The sequence below is a fragment of the Pseudomonas sp. NFACC16-2 genome, assembly GCF_900119205.1.
Classification (GTDB): domain Bacteria; phylum Pseudomonadota; class Gammaproteobacteria; order Pseudomonadales; family Pseudomonadaceae; genus Aquipseudomonas; species Aquipseudomonas fluorescens_Q.
The window spans coordinates 96486-118157 of the sequence record NZ_FPIX01000016.1 but is presented as its reverse complement, the minus strand read 5'-3'; the positions used below and the strand labels follow the sequence as shown (position 1 = coordinate 118157).

Genomic DNA, 21672 nt, shown 5'->3' with positions numbered 1-21672 from the left:
TAGACATACTTTGCATAAACAACTTGGATTCCTGCGCGAACATTAATTAGAATCAGTCTCATTTAAGATTTTGCGCAGGCTTCTGGACATGTGTGATGCAGTTACGCCGACGGAGCATTCCCTCCATGCGTTATACCGTGACCACGGTAGTTGGCTGGAAGGCTGGCTGCGACGGCGCATGGGTAATGCCTGGGATGCGGCGGACCTGCGCCAGGACACCTTCCTGCGGGTGCTTTCCAGTTCCCAGGCATTGGCTGACCTACAAGAACCCCGGGCTTATCTGCTGACCGTTGGCAAACGTCTGCTGAGCAATTTCTACACCCGGCGCAGTCTGGAACAGGCGTATCTCGACGCCCTGGCGAGCCTGCCCGAAGCCTGCGCACCGTCGCCAGAGCAACGCTGGCTGCTGCTGGAAACCCTGCAAGCCCTGGACGAACTGCTCGATGGCCTGCCGCCCCTGGTGCGGCGGGCTTTCCTCTGGAGCCAACTTGAAGGCCTGGGTTATCGCGAGATCGCCGAACGCCTGCACGTGTCCGAACGCACCGTGAAACGCTACATGGCCCAGGCCTATGAGCATTGCCTGTTGGTGGACTTCTGATGCGCTCGGCCCCTTCACCCGAAGCCCGCGAAGCGGCGCGGGCGGCGGCTCGCTGGTTGACCCTGATGGAGTTCGACGCAGATGCGTTCGACTCGGCGGCCCTGCAACGCTGGCGCGACAGCAGCGCTCATCACGAGGCGGCTTGGCAGAAGGCCCAGCGATTGCGCCAGCGTTTTGCCGGGGTGCCCGCGTCCCTGGGCATGGCAGCACTGGACCGCCCAGTGCTGGCTCGGCGCGAGGCGCTCAAACGCGCATTGGGCGTCGCCGCATTGGTCCCGACCGCTTGGTTGCTGGGGCGAGAGCTGCCATTGGAGGCCTGGCGCGCTGATTTGCACACCGCCACGGGCGAGCAACGGCGCTGGTCGCTGGTCGATGGCAGTGCGCTGCAACTGAACACCGACAGCGCCGTTGACCTGGACCTCAAGACGCGTCGCCTGGTGCTGTTGCGCGGCGAAATCGCCCTCACGCTCGCCGGGCGCACGCCGCTGTCCGTTCAATCACCCTACGGGCTCATCACAGTCGGTCGTGGTGAAATCTGTGTGCAACTGGGCGAACGCGATTGCCGGGTGTTGGTGGTCAGCGGCTCGGCACAACTGCAACCCTTGCGCGGGCCATTGCTGAGCCTGGAAGCAGGCCAGCAGGTCAACATCCAGGATTCGGGCGCGGGGCCAGTGAAGGCGTTCGACGTGGCACAGCTGGGTTGGCGTGACGGCGTATTGGTTGCGCAGGACCAGCCACTGGGGCATTTCCTGCGGGAACTGAGCCGCTATCGCCCCGGGGTGTTGCGTTGGGACGAAACCCTGGAACCCCTGCGAATCACAGGCAGCTTCCGCCTGGACAACACCGACCGAATCCTCACGCTGCTTGCGGCCAGCCTACCGCTGGACGTGCACATGCGCACTCGCTACTGGGTCACGTTGACACTTCGCAAAAATATGGCCTGAGGCCTGTCCCCTTTTTTTGTCTCGCTTGTCATTCAAGGCAACTGAACAAAAATGAGAGCGCTTTCCAATGTCCGCAGTTGCACCTTTGCTTTTGCGCCCGGCCTTTGCCGGCTGGCGTCCGCTGTTGAACCTGAGCCTCATGCTGAGTTTGAGCGCCAGTCCATTCTTTATCTCATCGAGCCTGGCCGAAGACGCCGACCGGCGCAGCTACCAGGTGCCGGCTGGCAGCCTCGGCGCGGCGTTGACCCGGTTTGCCGGGCTGGCGGGCGTCAACCTGTCGGTGGATCCGGCCCTGGTGAGTGGTCGCAACAGCGCCGGCCTTTCGGGTGAATTCGGGGTTGAGGAGGGGTTTGCCCGGCTGTTGTCGGGCTCGGGCCTGCAATTGCAAGCGGTGGGTGAGCAGGCCTATATCCTGACGCCGGCACCGGAAGGCGGCAGCTTGCAACTGCCACCCACCTCGATTCTCGGCGCCACGGCGTCGACGGACAGCCCGGCGTATGCCGGTGGCCAGGTTGCTCGTCGCGGTTCGCAAGGCTTGCTGGGCTCGCGGGACTTCATGGAAACGCCGTTCAGCATGACCACCTATACCAGCGCGGTGGTCAAGAACCAGCAGGCGCGCACCTTGGGCGACCTGATCGCCAGCGACCCCTCGGTCCGCGCCACCAACCCGGCGGGCGGGCGCTATGAGCAGTTCACCATTCGCGGTTTCAGCCTGTTCAACAGTGATGTTGCGTACAACGGTCTCTACGGTATCTTGCCGACCTACACCATCGACATGGAGATGGCCGAACGCGTCGATATCCTCAAGGGCCCGAGCCAGCTCATCAACGGTATCTCGCCGCGGGGCAGCGTGGGGGGCGGGATCAACGTGGTGCCCAAGCGTGCCACCGACAAGCCCATCACCTCGTTCACCGGCAGCTATGCCTCCAACAACCAGCTTGGCGGTGCCGTGGATGTCGGTCGGCGTTTTGGTGAGGATGACAAGTTCGGTATCCGTTTCAATGGCGTGAAGCAGGCGGGCGACACCGAATGGGATCACCAGAGCGTGGACCGCGAGATGGCGGTGCTGGGCCTGGATTTTCGCGGTGAGCGCCTGCGACTGTCGACTGACATCGGCCACACCGAGCGTAACACCGACGCGCCCCAGGAACGCGTGCAGGTGGGTGCCAATGCACAGGTTCCTCATGCCAGTGACGTACGTGACAACTACGCCCAGTCCTGGAGCAAGGCTCGCACCAAGGACACCTTCGGCGCCGTGAACGCTGAATTCGACGTCAACGATTCCGTCATGCTGTATGGCGGTGTCGGCGCGCGCAAAAGCGAGCACGACTTCCTCAGGCACAACGTTTCGGTCACCAACGACGCCGGTGACTTCACGGTCCAGCCCCGAGACTTTACCCGCGACGAAAATGTTCGCACGGCCACGGCCGGGGTGCGCAACTGGTTCCATACCGGTCCGGTGAGCCATGAGGTCAACCTGGCGGCCAGCTATTTCTACATGGACTTCGAAAATGGCGGCGCCCGTTACGCCAACGGTCGCAGCAACCTGTATGAGCCGGTGCAGACCCCGACGCCGAGCAACCCGACGCGACAGGACGACAAGGTCTACACCGAGAACCGCTTCAGTGGCGTGGCCTTGTCCGACACCCTGGGGCTGTTCGATGATCGCTTGCTGCTGACCCTCGGCGCCCGCTGGCAGCGGGTGAAGGTTGACGACTGGACGAATAACGTCAAGGGTGACACCGCCTACGATGAGGAAAAGGTTTCGCCGTCGGGCGGCATCTTGTTCAAGGCGACCGACAAGCTGTCGCTGTATGCCAACTACATGGAAGGCCTGAGCCAGGGCAAGATCGCGCCGTCGACATCGGTGAACGAGGACGAGATTTTCCCGCCATTCATCAGCCGTCAGGTCGAGGTGGGCGCCAAGTACGATGCCGGTCCGTTCGCCGTCACCGCCGCCCTGTTCCGGATCAAACAGCCGGCCTATGCGACCGACGCGACGACGCGTGTCTTCGGCCCGAACGGCAAGCGAGAAAACACCGGCGTGGAGTTGAGTGTGTTTGGCGAACCGCTGAAGGGAACCCGTTTGCTCGGCGGCGTGATGTACATCGACAGCGAACTGACCCATACCACCAACGGCACTTTCGACGGCAACCGCGCACCGGCCACGCCGAAGTACAACGTCAACCTCGGCGCCGAGTGGGACGTGCCGACGCTACAGGGCCTGACCCTGACCAGCCGTGGCATCTATTCCAGCTCGCAGTACCTGGACCAGTCCAACACCAAGAAAATCGATTCCTGGGAACGTTTCGACGTGGGCGCCCGCTATGCATTCAAGGTCGACGAAAAACACATCACCCTGCGGGCCAATATCGAAAACGTGGCAGACAAGCGCTACTGGAGTTCGGCCGGCGCGTCGGATGACAGTGAGCCTGGCTTGACGCTGTCGACCCCGCGCACCTACCTGCTTTCCGCAACGGTGGATTTCTAGGCCGAGGTGCCGCTCCAGGGAAGGAGCCGCCTGGGTTCAGATGTCGCGAAACAGATCGTGGGCATCCAGCAACCGCCAGGCAATCTCGGGGCGTTTTTCCAGCCCGCGGCGAATGGCGGCGGGAATCGACTGGCGAATCTTCCGGCACAGGCCGGGCTGCTCCTGGAATTCGATGGCGATGCCGCGCATGGTCCGCACTTCGTTATAGCCGGGCTCGACGCTCAAGCGGATCCCCAGGTTCTCGTACAGGCGTTGCTGCAGGCGCTGGAGTTCGTCGAGGCTCTGGATGTTCTCCAGACGTTCAAGCAGGCGTTTTTCTTCCTGGCGATTCAGGCAAAGGATGCGCAGGTCGCTGCCAGGCGCTTGCAACAAGGCATCACGGCCACAATCGCAGACGCCGGGCGGGCAGGGGGGACGGATCGGAATCGACGCGGTCATGGGCTCCACAAAAATCTGCTGCACAACGAAACAGCGAGCTTATCGCCGGCCCAGGCAATGTGATGCCTGGCGGCATGTGGGTCAAGCCTGTTGGAGGGGCCGCTTGTCTGGCGCGGCTGTGGGGGCTTGCTCGTGATAGCGGTGAGTCAGCCTGCACCTTTGTCGGACTTGCCACCGCCATCGCGAGCAAGCTTCCACAAGAGCCGATGGGTGCACGACCGCGAGAGCCAGGTCGGCTATAAGGCCGCCTCGGCGTGGACGTTGATCTCGGGCGCCCCGTTAACCACGCTGGCCGAACGCAGGCATTGATCCGTGGGCACCTCGGCATGGATGCCGAGGTAGCCGCGCTGGGCCATGGACGGCCCTTCGCGGCGGCCCACGGAGCAATGCCGGAGTGAGGGCATGCCGAGCCTAGGCGAGGCACCGAGTGGTGGGGCAATGCGCTTTTGGTTACTTTTGGCGCTTTTCCAAAAGTGACCCGCCGTCAGGGCGGAACCGCCAGCAGCCTTTACCGCAGAAATGGATATGTACTCAGTCAGGCCGCCATCGCGAGCTTGCTCGCTAGGGCGGCAGGTCAGTCAAGAGCGTTACAACCCCAACTCAGACAACCCCGGATGATCGTCCGGCCGGCGGCCCAGCGGCCAGCGGAACTTGCGCTCGCTTTCCTTGATCGGCATGTCGTTGATGCAGGCATAACGGTTGTACATCAGGCCTTGCTCGTCGAACTCCCAGTTTTCGTTGCCGTAGGAGCGGAACCAGTTGCCCGAGTCGTCGTGCCATTCGTAGGCATAGCGCACGGCGATGCGGTTATCGGTGAAGGCCCAGAGCTCCTTGATCAGCCGATAATCCAGTTCCTTGGCCCATTTGCGGGTCAGGAACGCCTTGGCTTCCTCGCGGTTATGGGCGAATTCGGCGCGGTTACGCCATTGAGTATCCAGCGTGTAGGCCAGGGATACTTTTTGTGGGTCACGAGAGTTCCAGCCGTCTTCGGCCAGGCGAACTTTCTCGATCGCCGATTCACGAGTGAACGGCGGCAACGGCGGGCGAACTTCGGAAGAGGCAGACATGGCGGATCTCCAGTGAATTGACAAATTGCACAAGGGTTCAACGGGTCAGGCGTGTAACAGTTTTTCCAGCAAGTCCTGGGCGTCGTCAGCCGCGCTGTGGTCGCCCATGACCAGCGCCACGGTAATGGCGCCGTCAATCAGAATCAGGAGTTGGCGGGCCAGTGCGTCCGGGTCCTGGACACCTTGTTCGACGCACAGCCGGGTGACGTAATCGAGCAACTTCTGTTTGTGCATCTTCGCCACCTGGCGGACCGGATCCTGTGGATCGCCTGTCTCGCCACTGGTGTTGATGAATGCACAGCCGCGGAAACCTTCGCTGTCGAACCAGCCCTTGAGCACGGTGAACAGGTTGAGCAGCCGTGCAGTCGGTGTGGGCGCCTTGTCCACTTCGGTGCTGAACCAGTGCATCCAGCGCTCGTCCCGCCGCCTGAGGGCGGCCACGATCAGGTCGTCCTTGTTGGCGAAGTAGCGATAGACACTTTTCCTGGAGACGCCGGCGGTCTTCACCAGAAGGTCCATGCCGGTGGCGGCGATGCCACTTTTATAGATCAACTTTTCGGCGACATCGAGAATGATGTCTCGTGTTTCATTACCAGTGATTTCGTTCATGAAACAAAAGTAGAATGATCGTTCTCCTTGGTCAAGTCTTTTTTTCTTGAGGACAGGAAGACCCAAACCCATCCATGGTGTAAGCTCATCCGTTCTTCGGAATCGACCTTTTGCGAGCCCTATGCCGTCGCTTTTCAAACGCTCCCTGCTGCCCAAGCTGCGCAGCTTTGCACTGACCGCCGACGCGGTGACCATCCTCGATGGCGCTGCCCAATTCCGCCGTTGTCTGCTGGAGAAAATCGCCCAGGCCACCCAGCGCATCTACATCGTCGCGCTGTACCTGCAACAGGACGAGGCCGGCCAGGAAATCCTCGATGCCCTGCATGCCGCCAAGGCCGCGCGTCCGGAACTGGATGTGGTCGTGGTGGTGGACTGGCTGCGGGCCCAGCGCGGGCTGATCGGCGCCAAGAAGCAGCCGGGCAACTCGGCGTGGTATCAGGAACAGACTCGCACCCATGCCAGCGAAGTGCCGATCTACGGCGTGCCGGTACAGACCCGCGAGCTGTTCGGCGTGCTGCACTTGAAAGGCTTCGTGATTGACGACTGTGTGCTCTACAGCGGCGCCAGCCTGAATAACGTCTACCTGCACAAGTTCGACAAATACCGCTACGACCGCTATCACCTGTTGCAGAACACGGCACTGGCCGATTCGATGCATCACCTGGTGCAGCACGGCCTGATCACCTCCAGGGCCGTGCACCGCCTGGACCTGCCGAACCTGCCCAGCACCCGCAGTTTGCGCAAGGACATCGGCGACCTGCGCAGTCGCCTCAAGTACGCGACCTATGACACCAGCGTGGGCAGCCTCGATAAGAGTGGCCTGTCGGTAAGCCCGTTGCTGGGGGTGGGCAAGAACAATCCGCTGAGCCGGGTGATCGGTGAGCTGATCGCCAGCAGTCGCCAGCAACTGACCATTTGCACACCGTATTTCAACCTGCCCCTGGCGGTGACCCGGGAGCTCAATCGCGCCCTGGCCCGTGGGGTCAAGATCGACATCATCGTCGGCGACAAGACCGCCAACGACTTCTACATTGCGCCAAGCGAGCCGTTCAAGATCATCGCGGCGCTGCCATACCTCTACGAAATCAGCTTGCGGCGCTTCGCCAAACGCCATCAGCGCGCTATCGACAGCGGCCAATTGAACCTGCACCTATGGCGTGATGGGGACAACACCTATCACCTCAAGGGCATGTGGATCGACGAGCGCTACACCTTGCTGACCGGCAACAACCTCAATCCAAGGGCCTTTCGCCTGGACCTGGAAAATGCGCTGTTGCTGGACGACCCCAAGGGCGAGTTGCTGGCGCCGCGCCAGGCCGAGCTTGAACAGATCTACCGCCACACGCGCCGGATCGAACGCTACCTGGACCTGGAAACCCTGCCGGATTACCCCGACGCCGTGGCCAGGTTCCTGAAACGGGTCAGCCGGGTGCGGATAGAACGGCTGCTTTACCGGATCCTGTGAACACCGGCGCCATGTCGAAAAAAGACACCATCTCCATTCAGTTGGTGCGTGAGGCGCTGCTGCAAAGCTGCGCTCCCGGAGCGGCTACCGATGAGGTATTGAGCAAGGTGGGCATCGATCCCACATTGCTCGACGACGCCCAGGCGCGGGTCCCGGCCCATGCCTATGCGCGGCTCTGGCGCTTGCTCGCCCGGCGCCTGGATGACGAGTTTTTTGGCATGGACCCGCGCAAGCTCAAGTCCGGCAGCCTGGCGTTTCTCTGCCAGTGCGCCATGGCCCAGCCCACGCTGGCGAGCGCCTTGACGGCGGCGCTGGGTTTTCTGTCGCTGATGTTCGAACACCTGCCGGCCCAATGGGTGCGCCAGCAAAGCCTGGCGGAGATCGTGCTGCTGGAAGACGATCAGGAACCGCGTCGGGCCTTTACCTATTTCACCTACTGGATGATCGTCCATGGCGTAGCCTGCTGGCTGGCCGGGCGGCGTATTCCCATTCTTTCCGTCGAACTGCGTTGCCCGGCGCCGGATTTCTGCGACGACTATCGGGTGATGTTTTCCCAGAACCTGCGTTTTGACCGGCCTCGCACCCGGATGATTTTCGCCGCCGAATGCCTCGACCTGCCGATCAGACGCAATGCTGATGAGCTCAAGCGCTTCCTGGCCCAAGCCCCGGCCAACATCCTGGTTAAATACCGCGATCCGCAAAGCCTGGCCAGCCGTATCCGGCACGACCTGCGGCAGTTGCCTGCCGAACAATGGCCGGAAACCGAGGCGCTGGCCCAGCAACTGTGCGTGTCCGCGTCCACCCTGCGTCGACGCCTGGCGGAGGAGGGCCAGACTTACCAAGGCCTCAAGGACAGCGTGCGCAAGGACCTGGCGATCACCTGGCTGGCCGAGCCCTCCATCAGTTTCGTCGAAATCGCCTCGCGCCTGGGGTTTGCCGATGCCAGCTCCTTCTACAAGGCGTTTCGCAAATGGTCCGGGTCCAACCCGGGGCATTATCGCAGCCTGATTCTCAACGACCCAGATTGACCCATCGGGTGGCCTCCAATCTTGTGCCTCCCACAGGGTTTTTCGCTACGCTCATAAAACCGTCATTTATTTCTGATACAAGCCTGTGCAGGCCCCCGGAAAAGCCGGGCCATCCATCAGGGTAATGTATGCAAACGACCGTTTTGGGCCGCGTATGAGAGTACTGGTCACCGGCGTCGCAGGGTTCATCGGATTTCATACCGCCAAGCGGCTGTGCAGTGATGGCCATCAGGTCATTGGCATCGACAACCTCAACAGTTACTACAGCGTCGAGCTGAAACAGGCACGACTGGCTCAGTTGGCCGGATGTCGCGATTTCCGCTTTCAGTTGCTGGATGTGGCAGACAAACAGGCACTGCTGGAGTTGTTTGCCGAACAGGCCTTCGACCAAGTCGTCCATCTCGCGGCCCAAGCCGGCGTGCGCTATTCCATCGACAATCCGGACGTTTATGCGCAAAGCAACCTGGTAGGTTTCCTCAACATATTGGAAGCCTGTCGTGCCCATCGGCCAGCGCACCTGATTTTCGCCTCGAGCAGTTCGGTGTATGGCTTGAACGACCGCCTGCCGTACGCCACGACCGACCCTGTCGATCAGCCGGTGTCTTTCTATGCCGCGACCAAGCGCGCCAATGAGCTGATGGCTCACGCCTACTCGCATCTCTATGGCATTCCCACCACCGGCTTGCGGTTTTTTACCGTGTATGGGCCTTGGGGACGGCCCGACATGGCGCCATTCAAATTCACCGATGCCATCCTCAACGGTCGCGCCATCGACGTTTACAACGACGGCGCGATGTCTCGCGATTTCACCTATATCGACGACATCGTCGAGGGCCTCGTGCGCCTGATACCGCTGCCCCCGACCGATGAGACCGGCGTGCGCAACAAGGTCTACAACATCGGCTTCGGCTCACCGGTGAAGCTTTTGCGGTTTATCGAGTGCATTGAAGAAGCGCTGGGCATCCGCGCGATAAAGAATTTCTTGCCGCTGCAATCGGGCGACGTGGTCGACACGTGGGCGGACACTCGTGAACTGGAGGCGCGGGTGGGGTTTCGCCCACAGGTCGCGGTGCCCGTCGGTGTGCAGTCGTTTGTCGATTGGTACCGCGACTATTACGTCGTCTAACCACTCATTTCCCAGCTTTTTTCTGGAGCATCATGCACGAACCCCCTTATGTATCGGTCCTGATTCCGGCCAAAAACGAGGCAGGTAATCTCATTCCACTTCTTGAAGAAGTGCGCACGGCGTTGGCCAATGAGAACTTTGAGGTCATCGTGGTGGACGATGGGAGCACCGACGCCACCGCCGCTGAGTTAAGCACCTTACAAGGTCGCGGCTACCCGCAATTGCGGGTGCTCAGCCACACCCGTTCCCTCGGGCAGAGCACCTCGATCTACCACGCCGCTGAAGTGGCACGCGGGCATTGGTTGGCAACCCTGGACGGCGACGGTCAGAACGACCCGGCCGATCTGCCGAAAATGCTCGACCTGGTACGCGGCTCCGAAGGCACCCCCGCGGGCGTCAAGCTGGTGGCAGGGCATCGCGTCAACCGCCGGGACACGGCGAGCAAGCGTTGGGCCTCGCGATTTGCCAACAAATTGCGCGCCAGCCTGCTCAAGGACCAGACGCCCGATACCGGTTGCGGCATCAAGTTGATCGAGCGCGAGGCATTTCTGCGCCTGCCGTATTTCGATCACATGCACCGTTTCATTCCGGCGCTGATCCGCCGTCACAACGGCCGGATGCTGGTTCATCCGGTCAATCACCGTGAGCGCGGGGCCGGGGTGTCCAATTACGGCAACCTGGACCGGGCGCTGGTGGGCATTGTCGATCTGTTCGGGGTGTGGTGGCTGATCAAACGCACCCGCCTGGACGTCAACGCACAAGAAACCGAGGTGTGAAATGGGCAGAGAATCGTTGTGGTTGGCCGTTGGCTTCGGTGGTCAATTGGCATTCACCGGGCGTTTTGCCCTGCAATGGCTGTACAGCGAATACAAGAAGCGCAGCATGATTCCCGTTGGCTTCTGGTACCTGAGCATCGTCGGGAGCGCGCTGTTGCTGGCCTATGCCATCTACCGTGAAGACCCGGTGTTCATTGTCGGCCAGTCCTTCGGCTTTATCGTTTACCTGCGCAATTTGCAGTTGATCGCCAAGCATCATGAGCAGGAAAACCCCGAACTGGCCAAGAAGGGCTGAGACGGTGCGGATACGATTATCTTCCTCGCGGCTCGAGCTCCTGGCGTTTGTGGTATTGGCCTTGATCATGGTGGGCGCTGGCCTTGGCTGGCGCCAACCGATGAACGTCGATGAGGAGCGCTTCCTTGGCGTTGCCCTGGAGATGCTGCAGAACGGCTCCTGGTTCATTCCCCATCGCGCCGGTGAAATCTATGCCGACAAACCGCCGCTGTTCATGTGGACGGTGGCGCTGTTCGTGCAACTGACCCACCTGCCCAAAGTTGCCCTGTACTTGCCCGCGCTGCTGGCGGGCGCCGTTACCACCGCGTGCCTGTATGACCTGGGCCGACGCTTGTGGGGGCGGCGCGTCGGGGTGATCGCGGCGCTCTTGTTTCTTGCGACCTACCAGACCTACAGCATCCTGCGCACCGGGCAGATCGATGGTTTCCTTGCGCTCTGGACCATCCTGGGGATCTATGGCTTGTGCCGGCACATGCTGCTTGGCCCGGCCTGGCGTTGGTACTACGTGGCGTGTGCGGCGATGGGGTTGGGGATCATCAGCAAAGGCGTTGGTTTTCTGCCGGTGCTGTTGCTGATTCCCTACGCCTATGCACTGCGCAAAGGTTGGAAGGGGGTGGTGGCCATGCCTGGCCAGGCGGGACGCTGGTGGCTGGGGCTGCTCGTAGCATTGGTTGCCATCGCGTTATGGCTGGGGCCTTTGCTGATGATTGTCTCCCAGGGCAGTGCCGACAGCCTGGCATACGCCCAGGAAATCCTGTTCAAGCAGACTGCCGGGCGTTATGCCAACGCATGGGAGCACCGCGAGCCATTCTGGTATTTCTTCGTCCAGGTGATTCCGAAGTACTGGCTGCCGATTGTGTTCATGCTCCCCTGGCTGGTGCCGGCCTGGCGTAAGCAACTGCTCAAGCACGACGGTCGGGTGTTGGTGCTGCTCGGTTGGGTACTGCTGGTGTTGGTGTTCTTTAGCCTGAGCAGCGGCAAGCGCAAGCTGTATATCTTTCCCGTGTTACCCGCGTTGATTCTGGTGGTAGCGCCGCTTGTGCCGTGGATGCTGCGCCGCTGGTTTGGCGCGCGACCGAGGGGCGGGATGGTTTTCAACGTATTGGCTGCGCTGTGGTTGTGTGCCTGGCTTGTACGCGGCTTCGTCGAGCCCCACAAGGAAGGCATCAACCCCCACCAGACCTTGATGCGCGATGTCGCGGGGATGACTTCAAATGCCGAGTTGGTACTCGTGGGTTGGCGTGAGGGCCATTGGCTGTTCGCCCGGCAATCCATCGTGCATTTCGGCTTTTATAAAGGCAACGCCCTGGAACAATCCGCCACCTGGCTGCGCAGCCACCCCCGGGCCTTCGCCCTGGTCCCCGCCAGGGACCTGGCCCGCTGTTACGACCCGCAAAAGGCTCGCCGGGTCGGCGATACCTCAAGGGCCGAGTGGTTCCTGGTAGGAGCTGATGCGGACAACCAGCGCTGCCAGTCCCCGGCGCCGGAAAAGGTTTACTCATTCACGTGGGCGCATCCTTTGTAGTGGCTGAAAACTGCCCTGTGGCGAGGGAGCTTGCTCCCGCTGGGACGCGAAGCGGCCCCAGAGCCGGACAACCGGGTGTGTCAGGCTGATTGAGTTGACTGCTTTGGGGCGGCTGCGCAGCCCAGCGGGAGCAAGCTCCCTCGCCACAGGGGGGGCTCGACAGGCAACACATCCCTCAGACCATGGCCAAACCAGTCAAGCAACTTGAAAGCTTTGACCATTGCCGCCACAGCCCTTCGGCGCGAGTATTTGCCTGCTATCCACGGTTCCCCCAACCAATAAAAACCACAGAGGGATGCTGGTCATGCGCGATTATTCGTCCGCCACTTCGCAATTCGATTACCTGCAAACCGTCAACGCCGCGCTGCACGGCTCGCTCGAGGTGCTCAATGCCTGTGTCGAATGTTGCGACCGGCATGCGTTGCCGGGTCGTATCGCCTTGTTCTGGGAGGGCCGTGACGGCAGCGATGCGACTTGGACTTACCGTGACCTGCAGGACAACGCCGCGCGGTTCGCCAATTTCCTGCGCGCCCAAGGCGTCGGCAAGGGCGACAAAGTGGCCGGCCTGCTGCCGCGCACCGCTGAACTCTTGATCGTTGTACTCGCCACCTGGCGTATCGGAGCGGTGTATCAACCGCTGTTCACCGCATTCGGGCCAAAGGCCATCGAGCACCGCGTCGGCAGCTCGGGCGCACGGATCGTCGTTACCGACGCCGTCAACCGTCCCAAGCTCAATGAAATCACCGGTTGCCCCACCATCGTCACGGTCGGTGGTGAAAAGGGCCAGGGCATCGTGCGCGGCGACTACAGTTTCTGGGCCGAAGTGGCGAACCATTCCAGCCAGTGCGAACCGCTGATGCTCACCGGCGAAGACCCGTTCCTGCTGATGTTCACCTCCGGCACCACAGGGCCTGCCAAGGCGCTGTCGGTGCCACTCAAGGCCATCGTGGCGTTCCAGAGCTACACCCGTGACGCGGTGGACCTGCGACCTGAAGACGCCTTCTGGAACGTCGCCGACCCCGGTTGGGCCTACGGCATTTATTTCGGTGTGACCGGGCCGCTGGCCATGGGACATCCGATTACTTTCTACGATGGCCCGTTCACCCTGGAAAGCACCTGCCGGGTCATCAACAAATACGGCATCACCAACCTGACCGGTTCGCCCACCGCCTACCGTCTGTTGATCGCCGGGGGCGAGCAGTTCGCCCGCTCGATCAAGGGCAAGCTGCGCATCGTCAGCAGCGCTGGTGAGCCGTTGAACCCGGAGGTGATCCGTTGGTTCGCCGATAATCTGGACGTGGTGATCCACGACCATTACGGCCAGACCGAACTGGGCATGGTGCTGTGCAACCACCATGGGCTGGAACATCCGGTACATCTGGGGGCGGCCGGTTTTGCCTCGCCGGGCCATCGGATCGTGGTGCTGGATGAAAACCAGCGCGAGCTGGGCGTGGGCCAGCCGGGCATTCTCGCGCTGGACCGCAGCCAGTCGCCCATGTGCTGGTTCGCCGGTTACGAAGGCGCGCCGACCAAGGCCTTCGTTGGCGACTACTACTTGAGCGGCGACACCGTGGAGCTTAACCCCGACGGCAGCATCAGCTTCGTCGGCCGCAGCGACGACGTGATCACCACCTCCGGCTACCGGGTCGGTCCGTTCGACGTGGAAAGCGCGCTGATCGAACACCCGGCCGTGGTGGAAGCGGCGGTGATCGGCAAGCCCGATCCGGAACGCACCGAGCTGGTGAAGGCCTTCGTGGTGCTCAGCACCCAATATCGCGCCTCATCGGAGCTGGCTGAGGAATTGCGCCTGCATGTGCGCAAGCGCCTGGCGGCCCATGCGTATCCCCGTGAAATCGAATTTGTCAGCGACTTGCCGAAAACCCCAAGCGGCAAGTTGCAGCGCTTTATCTTGCGCAACCAGGAAATCGCCAAGGCTCAAGAGGCCGCGGCGCAGAACGTTTCAGCTTGAACCCAAGGACACCATGATGCAGATCGACAACAAGATTTTCCTCGTCAGCGGCGGCGCGTCCGGCCTCGGTGCGGCCACCGGCGAGATGCTGGTCAAGGCCGGCGCCCAGGTGATGCTGGTGGACCTCAACGCCGACGCCGTGGCCGCCCAGGCGCAAAAACTGGGCTGCCAGAGCGTGGTGGCCGATATCAGCAACGAAACAGCGGCTGAAGCGGCGGTCCGGGCCACGGTCGATGCGTTCGGTGGTCTCAATGGCCTGGTGAACTGCGCCGGTATCGTGCGCGGCGAGAAGATCCTCGGCAAGAACGGCCCCCATGGGCTGGACAGCTTCAGCCAGGTGATCAACGTCAACCTGATCGGCAGTTTCAACTTGCTGCGCCTGGCGGCTGCGGCCATTGCCGAAACCGAGGCAGACGCCGATGGCGAACGTGGCGTGATCATCAACACCGCTTCGGTCGCGGCCTTCGACGGCCAGATCGGCCAGGCCGCCTACGCGGCCTCCAAAGGCGCCATCGCCAGTCTGACGTTGCCGGCCGCCCGTGAGCTGGCGCGCTTCGGTATCCGGGTGATGACCATTGCCCCGGGGATTTTCGAAACCCCGATGATGGCCGGCATGACCCCCGAGGTGCGGGATTCCCTGGCCGCCGGCGTGCCGTTTCCGCCACGCCTTGGGAAACCGTCCGAGTACGCGGCGCTGGCCAGGCATATCATTGAGAACAGCATGCTCAACGGCGAGGTGATCCGTCTCGACGGCGCCTTGCGCATGGCAGCCAAATAAGTAAGGAGGATTCATGATGTCCAACGATCCTATTGTCATCGTCAGCGCCGTCCGTACCCCCATGGGCGGTTTCCAGGGCGAACTGAAAAGCCTCACTGCCCCGCAACTCGGTGCCGCCGCTATCAAGGCCGCCGTGGAGCGGGCCGGTATCGCGCCGGCGGCGGTTGAAGAAGTGCTGTTCGGTTGCGTGCTCGCCGCCGGCCAGGGCCAGGCACCGGCACGTCAGGCCGCACTGGGCGCCGGGCTCGACAAGTCGACCCGCTGCACCACGCTCAACAAGATGTGCGGTTCGGGCATGGAAGCGACGATCCTGGCCCACGACATGCTCATCGCCGGCAGCGCCGAAGTGGTGGTGGCCGGCGGCATGGAGAGCATGTCCAACGCCCCGTACCTGCTCGATCGCGCCCGCGGCGGTTACCGGATGGGCCATGGCCGGGTGCTTGACCACATGTTCCTCGATGGGCTGGAAGACGCCTACGACAAAGGTCGGCTGATGGGCACCTTCGCTGAAGATTGCGCCGAAGCCAACGGTTTGAGTCGTGAGGCCCAGGATGCCTTTGCCATTGCGTCCACCACCCGCGCCCAGCAGGCGATCAAGGACGGCAGTTTCGATGCCGAGATCGTGCCGTTGCAGGTCATGGTCGGCAAGGAACAAGTGACCATTCGCCACGACGAGCAGCCGCCGAAAGCGCGGATCGACAAGATCGCCTCGCTCAAACCGGCGTTCCGCGAGGGCGGCACGGTGACGGCGGCCAACGCCAGTTCCATTTCCGATGGTGCCGCAGCCCTTGTACTAATGCGCCAGAGCCAGGCTGCCCAGCGTGGCCTCAAGCCCCTGGCGGTGATCCACGGTCACGCGGCGTTTGCCGATACTCCGAGCCTGTTTCCCACCGCACCGATTGGTGCCGTGAAGAAACTGATGCACAAAACCGGTTGGTCGCTGGATCAAGTCGACCTGTTCGAAGTCAACGAAGCCTTTGCCGTGGTCGGGCTGGTGACCATGGACAAGCTGGAGATTGCCCACGACAAGGTCAACGTTCACGGCGGCGCCTGTGCGCTGGGCCATCCGATTGGCGCGTCTGGCGCACGGATCCTCGTGACCCTGCTGTCAGCCCTGCGCCAGAAGGGTCTCAAGCGCGGCGTCGCGGCGATCTGCATTGGTGGCGGCGAAGCCACGGCCATGGCCGTCGAATGCCTGTATTAAGGAATTACCATGCTTGCGACTGAAGAACAGACTCAAATCCGCGACATGGCCCGGCAGTTCGCCGAGGAACGCTTGAAACCGTTCGCCGCCGAATGGGACCGCGAGCACCGTTTTCCCCGGGAAGCCATCGATGAAATGGCCGAGCTGGGCTTCTTCGGCATGCTGGTGCCGGAGCAGTGGGGCGGCTGTGACACCGGTTATCTGGCCTACGCGATGACCCTGGAGGAAATCGCCGCTGGCGACGGCGCGTGCTCGACCATCATGAGCGTGCACAACTCGGTGGGCTGCGTGCCGATCCTCAAGTTCGGCAACGAAGAGCAGAAGGCGACATTCCTCACGCCCCTGGCCAGCGGCACAATGCTCGGCGCGTTTGCCCTGACCGAGCCCCAGGCCGGTTCGGACGCCAGCAGCCTGAAGACGCGGGCGCGCTTGGAGGGCGATCATTACGTGCTCAACGGTTGCAAGCAGTTCATCACCTCCGGGCAGAACGCCGGGGTGGTGATTGTGTTTGCGGTGACCGATCCGAGCGCAGGCAAGCGTGGCATCAGTGCGTTCATCGTGCCGACCGATTCGCCGGGCTACAGCGTCGCGCGGGTCGAAGACAAACTCGGCCAGCATGCCTCCGACACCTGCCAGATCCTCTTCGAGGATTTGAAGGTGCCGGTGGGCAATCGCCTGGGGGAGGAGGGCGAGGGCTACAAGATCGCCTTGGCGAACCTGGAAGGCGGGCGCGTGGGCATCGCGGCGCAAGCGGTGGGCATGGCCCGCGCGGCCTTCGAAGCGGCCCGGGACTATGCCCGGGAACGCGCCAGTTTCGGCAAGCCGATCATCGAACACCAGGCCGTGGCGTTCCGTCTGGCCGACATGGCGACCCAGATCGCCGTGGCCCGGCAAATGGTGCACTACGCCGCAGCCCTGCGAGACAGCGGCCAGCCAGCGCTGGTGGAGGCCTCCATGGCCAAGCTGTTCGCCTCGGAAATGGCTGAAAAAGTCTGCTCCATGGCCTTGCAAACCCTGGGCGGCTACGGTTACCTCAACGACTTCCCGCTGGAGCGCATCTACCGCGACGTGCGGGTCTGCCAGATCTACGAAGGCACCAGCGACATTCAGCGCATGGTCATTTCGCGCAATCTTTGAACAGGAGTCCTGCATGAGCTACGAAACGATTTTATTGGAGATCAAGGACCGCGTCGGCCTGATCACCCTCAACCGTCCCCAGGCCTTGAACGCCTTGAATGCGCAGATCGTTAGCGAACTGAACCAGGCGCTGGATAGCCTGGAGGCTGATCCGAAGATTGGCTGCATCGTGCTGACAGGCTCGAAAAAAGCCTTTGCCGCCGGTGCCGATATCAAGGAAATGGCCGAGCTGACCTACCCGCAGATCTATCTGGACGACCTGTTCAGCGATAGCGACCGCGTGGCCAACCGTCGCAAGCCGATCATCGCGGCGGTGAACGGTTTTGCCTTGGGCGGTGGTTGCGAGCTGGCGTTGATGTGCGACTTCATCCTGGCCGGCGACAATGCCAAGTTCGGCCAGCCGGAAATCAACCTCGGCGTGCTGCCGGGCATGGGCGGCACCCAGCGCCTGACCCGGGCGGTGGGCAAGGCCAAGGCCATGGAAATGTGCCTGACCGGGCGCTTTATCGACGCGGTAGAAGCCGAGCGCTGCGGCATCGTCGCGCGGATCGTGCCGGCCGATGAACTGCTGGACGATGCGCTGAAAACCGCAGCGTTGATCGCCTCCAAGTCGGTGCCCATCAGCATGATGGTCAAGGAAAGCGTCAACCGCGCCTTTGAGGTCAGCCTGTCCGAAGGCGTGCGTTTTGAGCGGCGAGTATTCCACGCCGCGTTTGCGACACAAGATCAGAAGGAAGGCATGGCGGCATTCGTGGCCAAGCGCGCGGCGGAGTTCCAGGACAAGTAAGGCGGCGTCAGCCCAGACACCCCATAACCCGTGGCGAGGGAGCTTGCTCCCGCTCGGCTGCGTAGCAGTCGCCAACCGGATCATGCGGTTCAGCTGAAAAAATGCAGAGGCCTGCTTCGCAGGCCAGCGGGAGCAAGCTCCCTCGCCACATTGGGTTTGTGTGGAGCCGAAATTGGAGATCGACCAAAGTCCCTGTGGGAGCGAGCTTGCTCGCGATGCTAATCACACCAGGTAGTGTTTCAACTCCCGGGCGATGACCATCCGCTGTATCTCGCTCGATCCTTCATAGATCTGGGTAATCCGCGCATCACGGTAGTAACGCTCCACCGGATAATCCTCGAGATACCCATACCCACCATGAATCTGTATGGCCGAGGAGCAGACTTTCTCGGCCATTTCCGAGGCAAACAGCTTGGCCTGGGAGGCTTCTGACAGGCAAGGTTGGCCCGCGCTGCGCAGGCGGGCGGCGTGGAGGATGAGCAGGCGGGTGGCGTTGATGCGGGTGTGCATGTCGGCCAGCAGGTTGGCGATGCTCTGGTGCTCGATGATCGGCTTGTCGAACTGTACGCGATCACGCGCGTAAGCCAGCGCCGCTTCGAACGCCGCGCGGGCGATGCCCAAGGCTTGCGCCGCGATGCCAATGCGGCCGCCTTCCAGGTTGGACAGGGCGATGGCCAGGCCTTTACCGCGAGCCCCCAGCAGGTTGGCTTCGGGGATGGTGCAATTGCTCAAGGAGACCGCGCAGGTGTCCGAGGCGCGGATGCCCATTTTGTGTTCGGTGCGATCAACGATGAAACCCGGCGTATCGGTGGGCACCAGGAACGCTGAAATGCCTTTCTTGCCCAGTTCCGGGTCCGTCACGGCAAACACGATCGCCAGTTTCGCTCGCTTGCCATTGCTGACGAACTGCTTGGCGCCGTTGATGACCCATTGGCCATCGCGCAGTTCGGCCCGGGTGCGCAGGTTGTGGGCTTCGGAGCCGGCCTGGGGCTCGGTCAGGCAGAAGCAGCCTATGGCCTGGCCACTGGCGAGATCGGCCAACCATGTCTGTTTTTGTTCGTCGGTGCCGAAATTCAGCACCGGCCCGCAACCCACCGAATTGTGGATGCTCATCAGTGCGCCGGTAGCACCGTCGCCTGCGGAGATTTCCTCCACGGCCAGGGCATAGGCGACGTAATCGACGTAGGTACCGCCCCATTCTTCCGGCACTACCATTCCCAGCAGGCCCAGCTCACCCATCTTCGCCACCAGGCCGTCGTCAATCCAGCCGGCCTTTTCCCACGCCTGGGCATGGGGGGCGATTTCACCACGGGCGAAGTCCCGGGCCATGTCGCGGATCATCACTTGTTCTTCGGTCAGTTCGAGGTCATGCATGGCTCAGTTCCCGTGGTCGTCGAAGCCGTCGAAGAAACTCGCCACATGGTCGGCGTCCAGCGCCTCCAGGGTCGGCGGGTTCCAACGCGGGTTCTTGTCTTTGTCGATCAGCAAGGCGCGTACACCTTCGATCAGGTCACCGCGTTCGAACCATTGCTGATCCAGATGCAGTTCCAGGGCAAAACAGTCTTCCAGGCTCAAATGCCGACCGCGCCGCAGCATTTCCAGGGTCACGGCCATGGCCAGGGGAGAGCGGCCATCCAGCAGGTCGGCGGTCTTTATTGCCCATTCATGGCTGTTGGCGACGGTGACCTGGCGCAACTGCTCGACCATGCTCGGCACGTCGGGCAGGCCGAAGAAATGATCGATGGCTGGCCGCAGATCGGCCAGGGGCGGGGCAGGCAGCTGTTGCACACCGAGTTTGGCCAGCAGGCTCTGCAGGTCCTTGAGTGGCGTATCACCCCACTCCAGGCGATCGAGGCGCGCATCGAGCTGTTCAAGCTTGCGACTGTCCAGATACCAGTCGGCCAGCCCGCAATACAAGGCGTCGGCCGCGCGGATCTGCACGCCGCTGACGCCCAGGTAGATCCCCAGTTCGCCAGGAATGCGCGGCAGGAAGTAACTGCCGCCCACGTCCGGGAAATACCCGATGCCGACTTCCGGCATGCCCAGGCGGCTGCGCTCGGTCACCACCCGTAGGTCGGCACCTTGTGCCAGCCCCATGCCGCCGCCCAGCACGAAGCCATCCATCAAGGCGACGATTGGTTTGCGGTAGTGATGAATCGTCAGGTCGAGGGCGTACTCCTCGACGAAGAAATCTTCATGCAGGGTGTCACCCTGCTTGTGGCTGTCGTACAAAGAACGGATATCACCGCCGGCGCAAAATGCCTTCTCGCCCGCGCCACGCAGCACCACGGCGCGGATCTGTGGGTCCAGGGCCCAGGTATCGAGTTGTTGCTGCAAGCTGCGCACCATGCCCAGGGTGAGGGCATTGAGGCCGGCGGGGCGGTTCAGGGTCAAATGGCCAATGTGATTGCGAACGTCGACCAGCACCTCATAGGCGGCGGTGTCGAGGGTCCCCGCAGCATGTGATGAAACCTGAGCTGTCATCGCTAACTCCCTGCTTTTATTCTTCTTTATGAATTGTGTCGCGCGTACCTATTCAGGATCGTAACAGTGCAAATTTGCATTGCACAACCGGGATACGTGCAGGTCCTTTCTGCATATTTATAGCAGCCATAGGCTTAGCCGCGACTGGAGAGAACCTCCGCGATGCTGCGGCGCTTGGCATTTCGCTCGCTGGCGTGGATCAACTGCTCGAGATCTTCCGGCGTGACGTCAAAGAATGCTTCCATTTCCACCAAGGCCAGTTTCAGGTCTTCGGCGGTGATCGCCTGGCGGTCGACGGGAGGGTGGTCAGCCGGTATGACGGCCAGCGGTTCGCTGGCACGCTTGGGATAGCGCACCCGCGTCAGGTTGTTATAGGCCAGCGCAAAGGCCAGCAAGCCGGAACCGGCCAGCATCGCCGCACCAACGGCTTGCCAGTCCAAGGCAATGATAGACGGGGCGGCCAGCACCAGCGTCGCCGCCAGGGCGCCTGCCGGCGGATGCAAGCAACGCAGCCAGCACATCAACACCAGCGCCATGCCCGCCGCCAGGCAGGCGCTACCCAGCGTTCGGCCCAGTACATGGGCCACCAGCAGCGCGACGACCGACGCACACAGGTAACCGCCGACAATCGACCAAGGCTGGGCGAGGGCGCCCGATGACACCGCAAACAACAGCACCGCCGAGGCGCCGAGGGGGCCGATCAGGTGTTGCGCTACCTCAAGGCCGAAGACCTGGCCACAAAGCCAGACACTGAACATCGTCCCCAGCGCCATGCCGATGGCGGCGCGGCTCCACTCGGTGGGACGGGTATTGATGGCGGCGGGGAACCAGCGAGAAAGCATTAAGCGAAAATCCAAAAAACGAACAAAAAAAGGGGCTTACGGGGGAGTCCCAGAAAGCCCTTTAAGTGTTCCAACAGTTGGGGGAGGAACGGTGCACAGTGTGCCGCTC

21 protein-coding genes are annotated in these 21672 nt (G+C 62.1%); 14 read left to right on the top strand and 7 right to left on the bottom strand.

Annotated elements, in window-relative coordinates; all coding sequences use genetic code 11:
- Positions 1-88 precede the first annotated feature (88 nt).
- The 3 genes from BT116_RS15535 (at position 89) to BT116_RS15525 (ending at position 4033) form a co-directional block, all read left to right on the top strand.
- Entirely contained in the window at positions 89-598 is a 510-nt protein-coding gene (locus BT116_RS15535; protein ID WP_072345324.1) for a sigma-70 family RNA polymerase sigma factor, read from the top strand.
- Positions 598-1542, top strand: coding sequence for a FecR domain-containing protein (locus BT116_RS15530; protein ID WP_072345322.1), 945 nt, complete (start codon positions 598-600; stop codon positions 1540-1542). The genes BT116_RS15535 and BT116_RS15530 overlap by 1 nt, the downstream gene beginning before the upstream one ends.
- A 67-nt stretch (positions 1543-1609) precedes the next feature.
- Positions 1610-4033, top strand: a complete 2424-nt coding sequence (locus BT116_RS15525) for a TonB-dependent receptor (RefSeq protein ID WP_072345320.1) — start codon at positions 1610-1612, stop codon at positions 4031-4033.
- A gap of 36 nt (positions 4034-4069) precedes the next feature.
- Here the strand turns inward: BT116_RS15525 and BT116_RS15520 are convergent, their stop codons facing one another.
- From BT116_RS15520 to BT116_RS15510, 4 genes are all read right to left on the bottom strand, one after another.
- The gene (locus BT116_RS15520; protein WP_083569150.1) at positions 4070-4471 is read right to left on the bottom strand and encodes a hypothetical protein; all 402 of its coding nucleotides are present in this window, start codon (positions 4469-4471) and stop codon (positions 4070-4072) included.
- A gap of 236 nt (positions 4472-4707) precedes the next feature.
- On the bottom strand, positions 4708-4875 hold the full coding sequence (locus tag BT116_RS31055; protein WP_170845947.1) for a hypothetical protein: 168 nt from the start codon (positions 4873-4875) through the stop codon (positions 4708-4710).
- Between the two features lie 183 nt (positions 4876-5058).
- Positions 5059-5538, bottom strand: a complete 480-nt coding sequence (locus BT116_RS15515; protein WP_046062452.1) for a nuclear transport factor 2 family protein — start codon at positions 5536-5538, stop codon at positions 5059-5061.
- Positions 5539-5583: 45 nt separating this feature from the next.
- On the bottom strand, positions 5584-6147 hold the full coding sequence (locus BT116_RS15510; protein ID WP_072345318.1) for a TetR/AcrR family transcriptional regulator: 564 nt from the start codon (positions 6145-6147) through the stop codon (positions 5584-5586).
- Positions 6148-6268: 121 nt separating this feature from the next.
- Here BT116_RS15510 and pssA point away from each other — a divergent pair, with 121 nt between their 5' ends.
- The 11 genes from pssA to BT116_RS15455 all read left to right on the top strand — a co-directional run bounded on the left by pssA (position 6269) and on the right by BT116_RS15455 (position 18237).
- A complete protein-coding gene (gene pssA, locus BT116_RS15505) occupies positions 6269-7612 on the top strand; it encodes a CDP-diacylglycerol--serine O-phosphatidyltransferase (protein WP_072345317.1) in 1344 nt (447 codons plus the stop codon).
- Positions 7613-7623: 11 nt separating this feature from the next.
- Positions 7624-8640, top strand: a complete 1017-nt coding sequence (locus BT116_RS15500) for an AraC family transcriptional regulator (protein ID WP_072345346.1) — start codon at positions 7624-7626, stop codon at positions 8638-8640.
- Between the two features lie 154 nt (positions 8641-8794).
- Complete coding sequence (locus BT116_RS15495; protein WP_072345343.1) at positions 8795-9766, top strand: NAD-dependent epimerase; 972 nt, start codon at positions 8795-8797, stop codon at positions 9764-9766.
- Between the two features lie 32 nt (positions 9767-9798).
- On the top strand, positions 9799-10542 hold the full coding sequence (locus tag BT116_RS15490; protein ID WP_072345315.1) for a glycosyltransferase: 744 nt from the start codon (positions 9799-9801) through the stop codon (positions 10540-10542).
- Position 10543: 1 nt separating this feature from the next.
- Complete coding sequence (locus BT116_RS15485) at positions 10544-10837, top strand: lipid-A-disaccharide synthase N-terminal domain-containing protein (RefSeq protein WP_063321222.1); 294 nt, start codon at positions 10544-10546, stop codon at positions 10835-10837.
- Positions 10838-10904: 67 nt separating this feature from the next.
- Positions 10905-12362 (top strand): ArnT family glycosyltransferase, encoded by a 1458-nt coding sequence (locus tag BT116_RS15480; protein ID WP_072345341.1) that lies wholly within the window; start codon positions 10905-10907, stop codon positions 12360-12362.
- A 304-nt stretch (positions 12363-12666) separates the two neighbouring features.
- Positions 12667-14331, top strand: a complete 1665-nt coding sequence (locus BT116_RS15475) for an AMP-binding protein (protein WP_072345339.1) — start codon at positions 12667-12669, stop codon at positions 14329-14331.
- A 16-nt stretch (positions 14332-14347) separates the two neighbouring features.
- Positions 14348-15109, top strand: coding sequence for an SDR family NAD(P)-dependent oxidoreductase (locus tag BT116_RS15470; protein WP_072345314.1), 762 nt, complete (start codon positions 14348-14350; stop codon positions 15107-15109).
- A gap of 16 nt (positions 15110-15125) precedes the next feature.
- The gene (locus BT116_RS15465) at positions 15126-16313 is read left to right on the top strand and encodes an acetyl-CoA C-acyltransferase (RefSeq protein WP_072345337.1); all 1188 of its coding nucleotides are present in this window, start codon (positions 15126-15128) and stop codon (positions 16311-16313) included.
- A 9-nt stretch (positions 16314-16322) separates the two neighbouring features.
- A complete protein-coding gene (locus tag BT116_RS15460) occupies positions 16323-17450 on the top strand; it encodes an acyl-CoA dehydrogenase (RefSeq protein ID WP_072345312.1) in 1128 nt (375 codons plus the stop codon).
- Between the two features lie 13 nt (positions 17451-17463).
- Positions 17464-18237: an enoyl-CoA hydratase gene (locus BT116_RS15455; RefSeq protein WP_024617255.1), complete on the top strand. Its 774-nt coding sequence runs from the start codon at positions 17464-17466 to the stop codon at positions 18235-18237.
- A gap of 222 nt (positions 18238-18459) precedes the next feature.
- On the opposite strand, the gene BT116_RS15450 is transcribed toward BT116_RS15455, so the two are convergent.
- From BT116_RS15450 to BT116_RS15440, 3 genes are all read right to left on the bottom strand, one after another.
- Entirely contained in the window at positions 18460-19611 is a 1152-nt protein-coding gene (locus BT116_RS15450; protein ID WP_072345310.1) for an acyl-CoA dehydrogenase family protein, read from the bottom strand.
- Positions 19612-19614: 3 nt separating this feature from the next.
- Positions 19615-20721, bottom strand: coding sequence for an enoyl-CoA hydratase/isomerase family protein (locus tag BT116_RS15445; protein WP_072345308.1), 1107 nt, complete (start codon positions 20719-20721; stop codon positions 19615-19617).
- Between the two features lie 134 nt (positions 20722-20855).
- Positions 20856-21563: an HPP family protein gene (locus tag BT116_RS15440; RefSeq protein WP_072345306.1), complete on the bottom strand. Its 708-nt coding sequence runs from the start codon at positions 21561-21563 to the stop codon at positions 20856-20858.
- Positions 21564-21672: the final 109 nt, after the last annotated feature.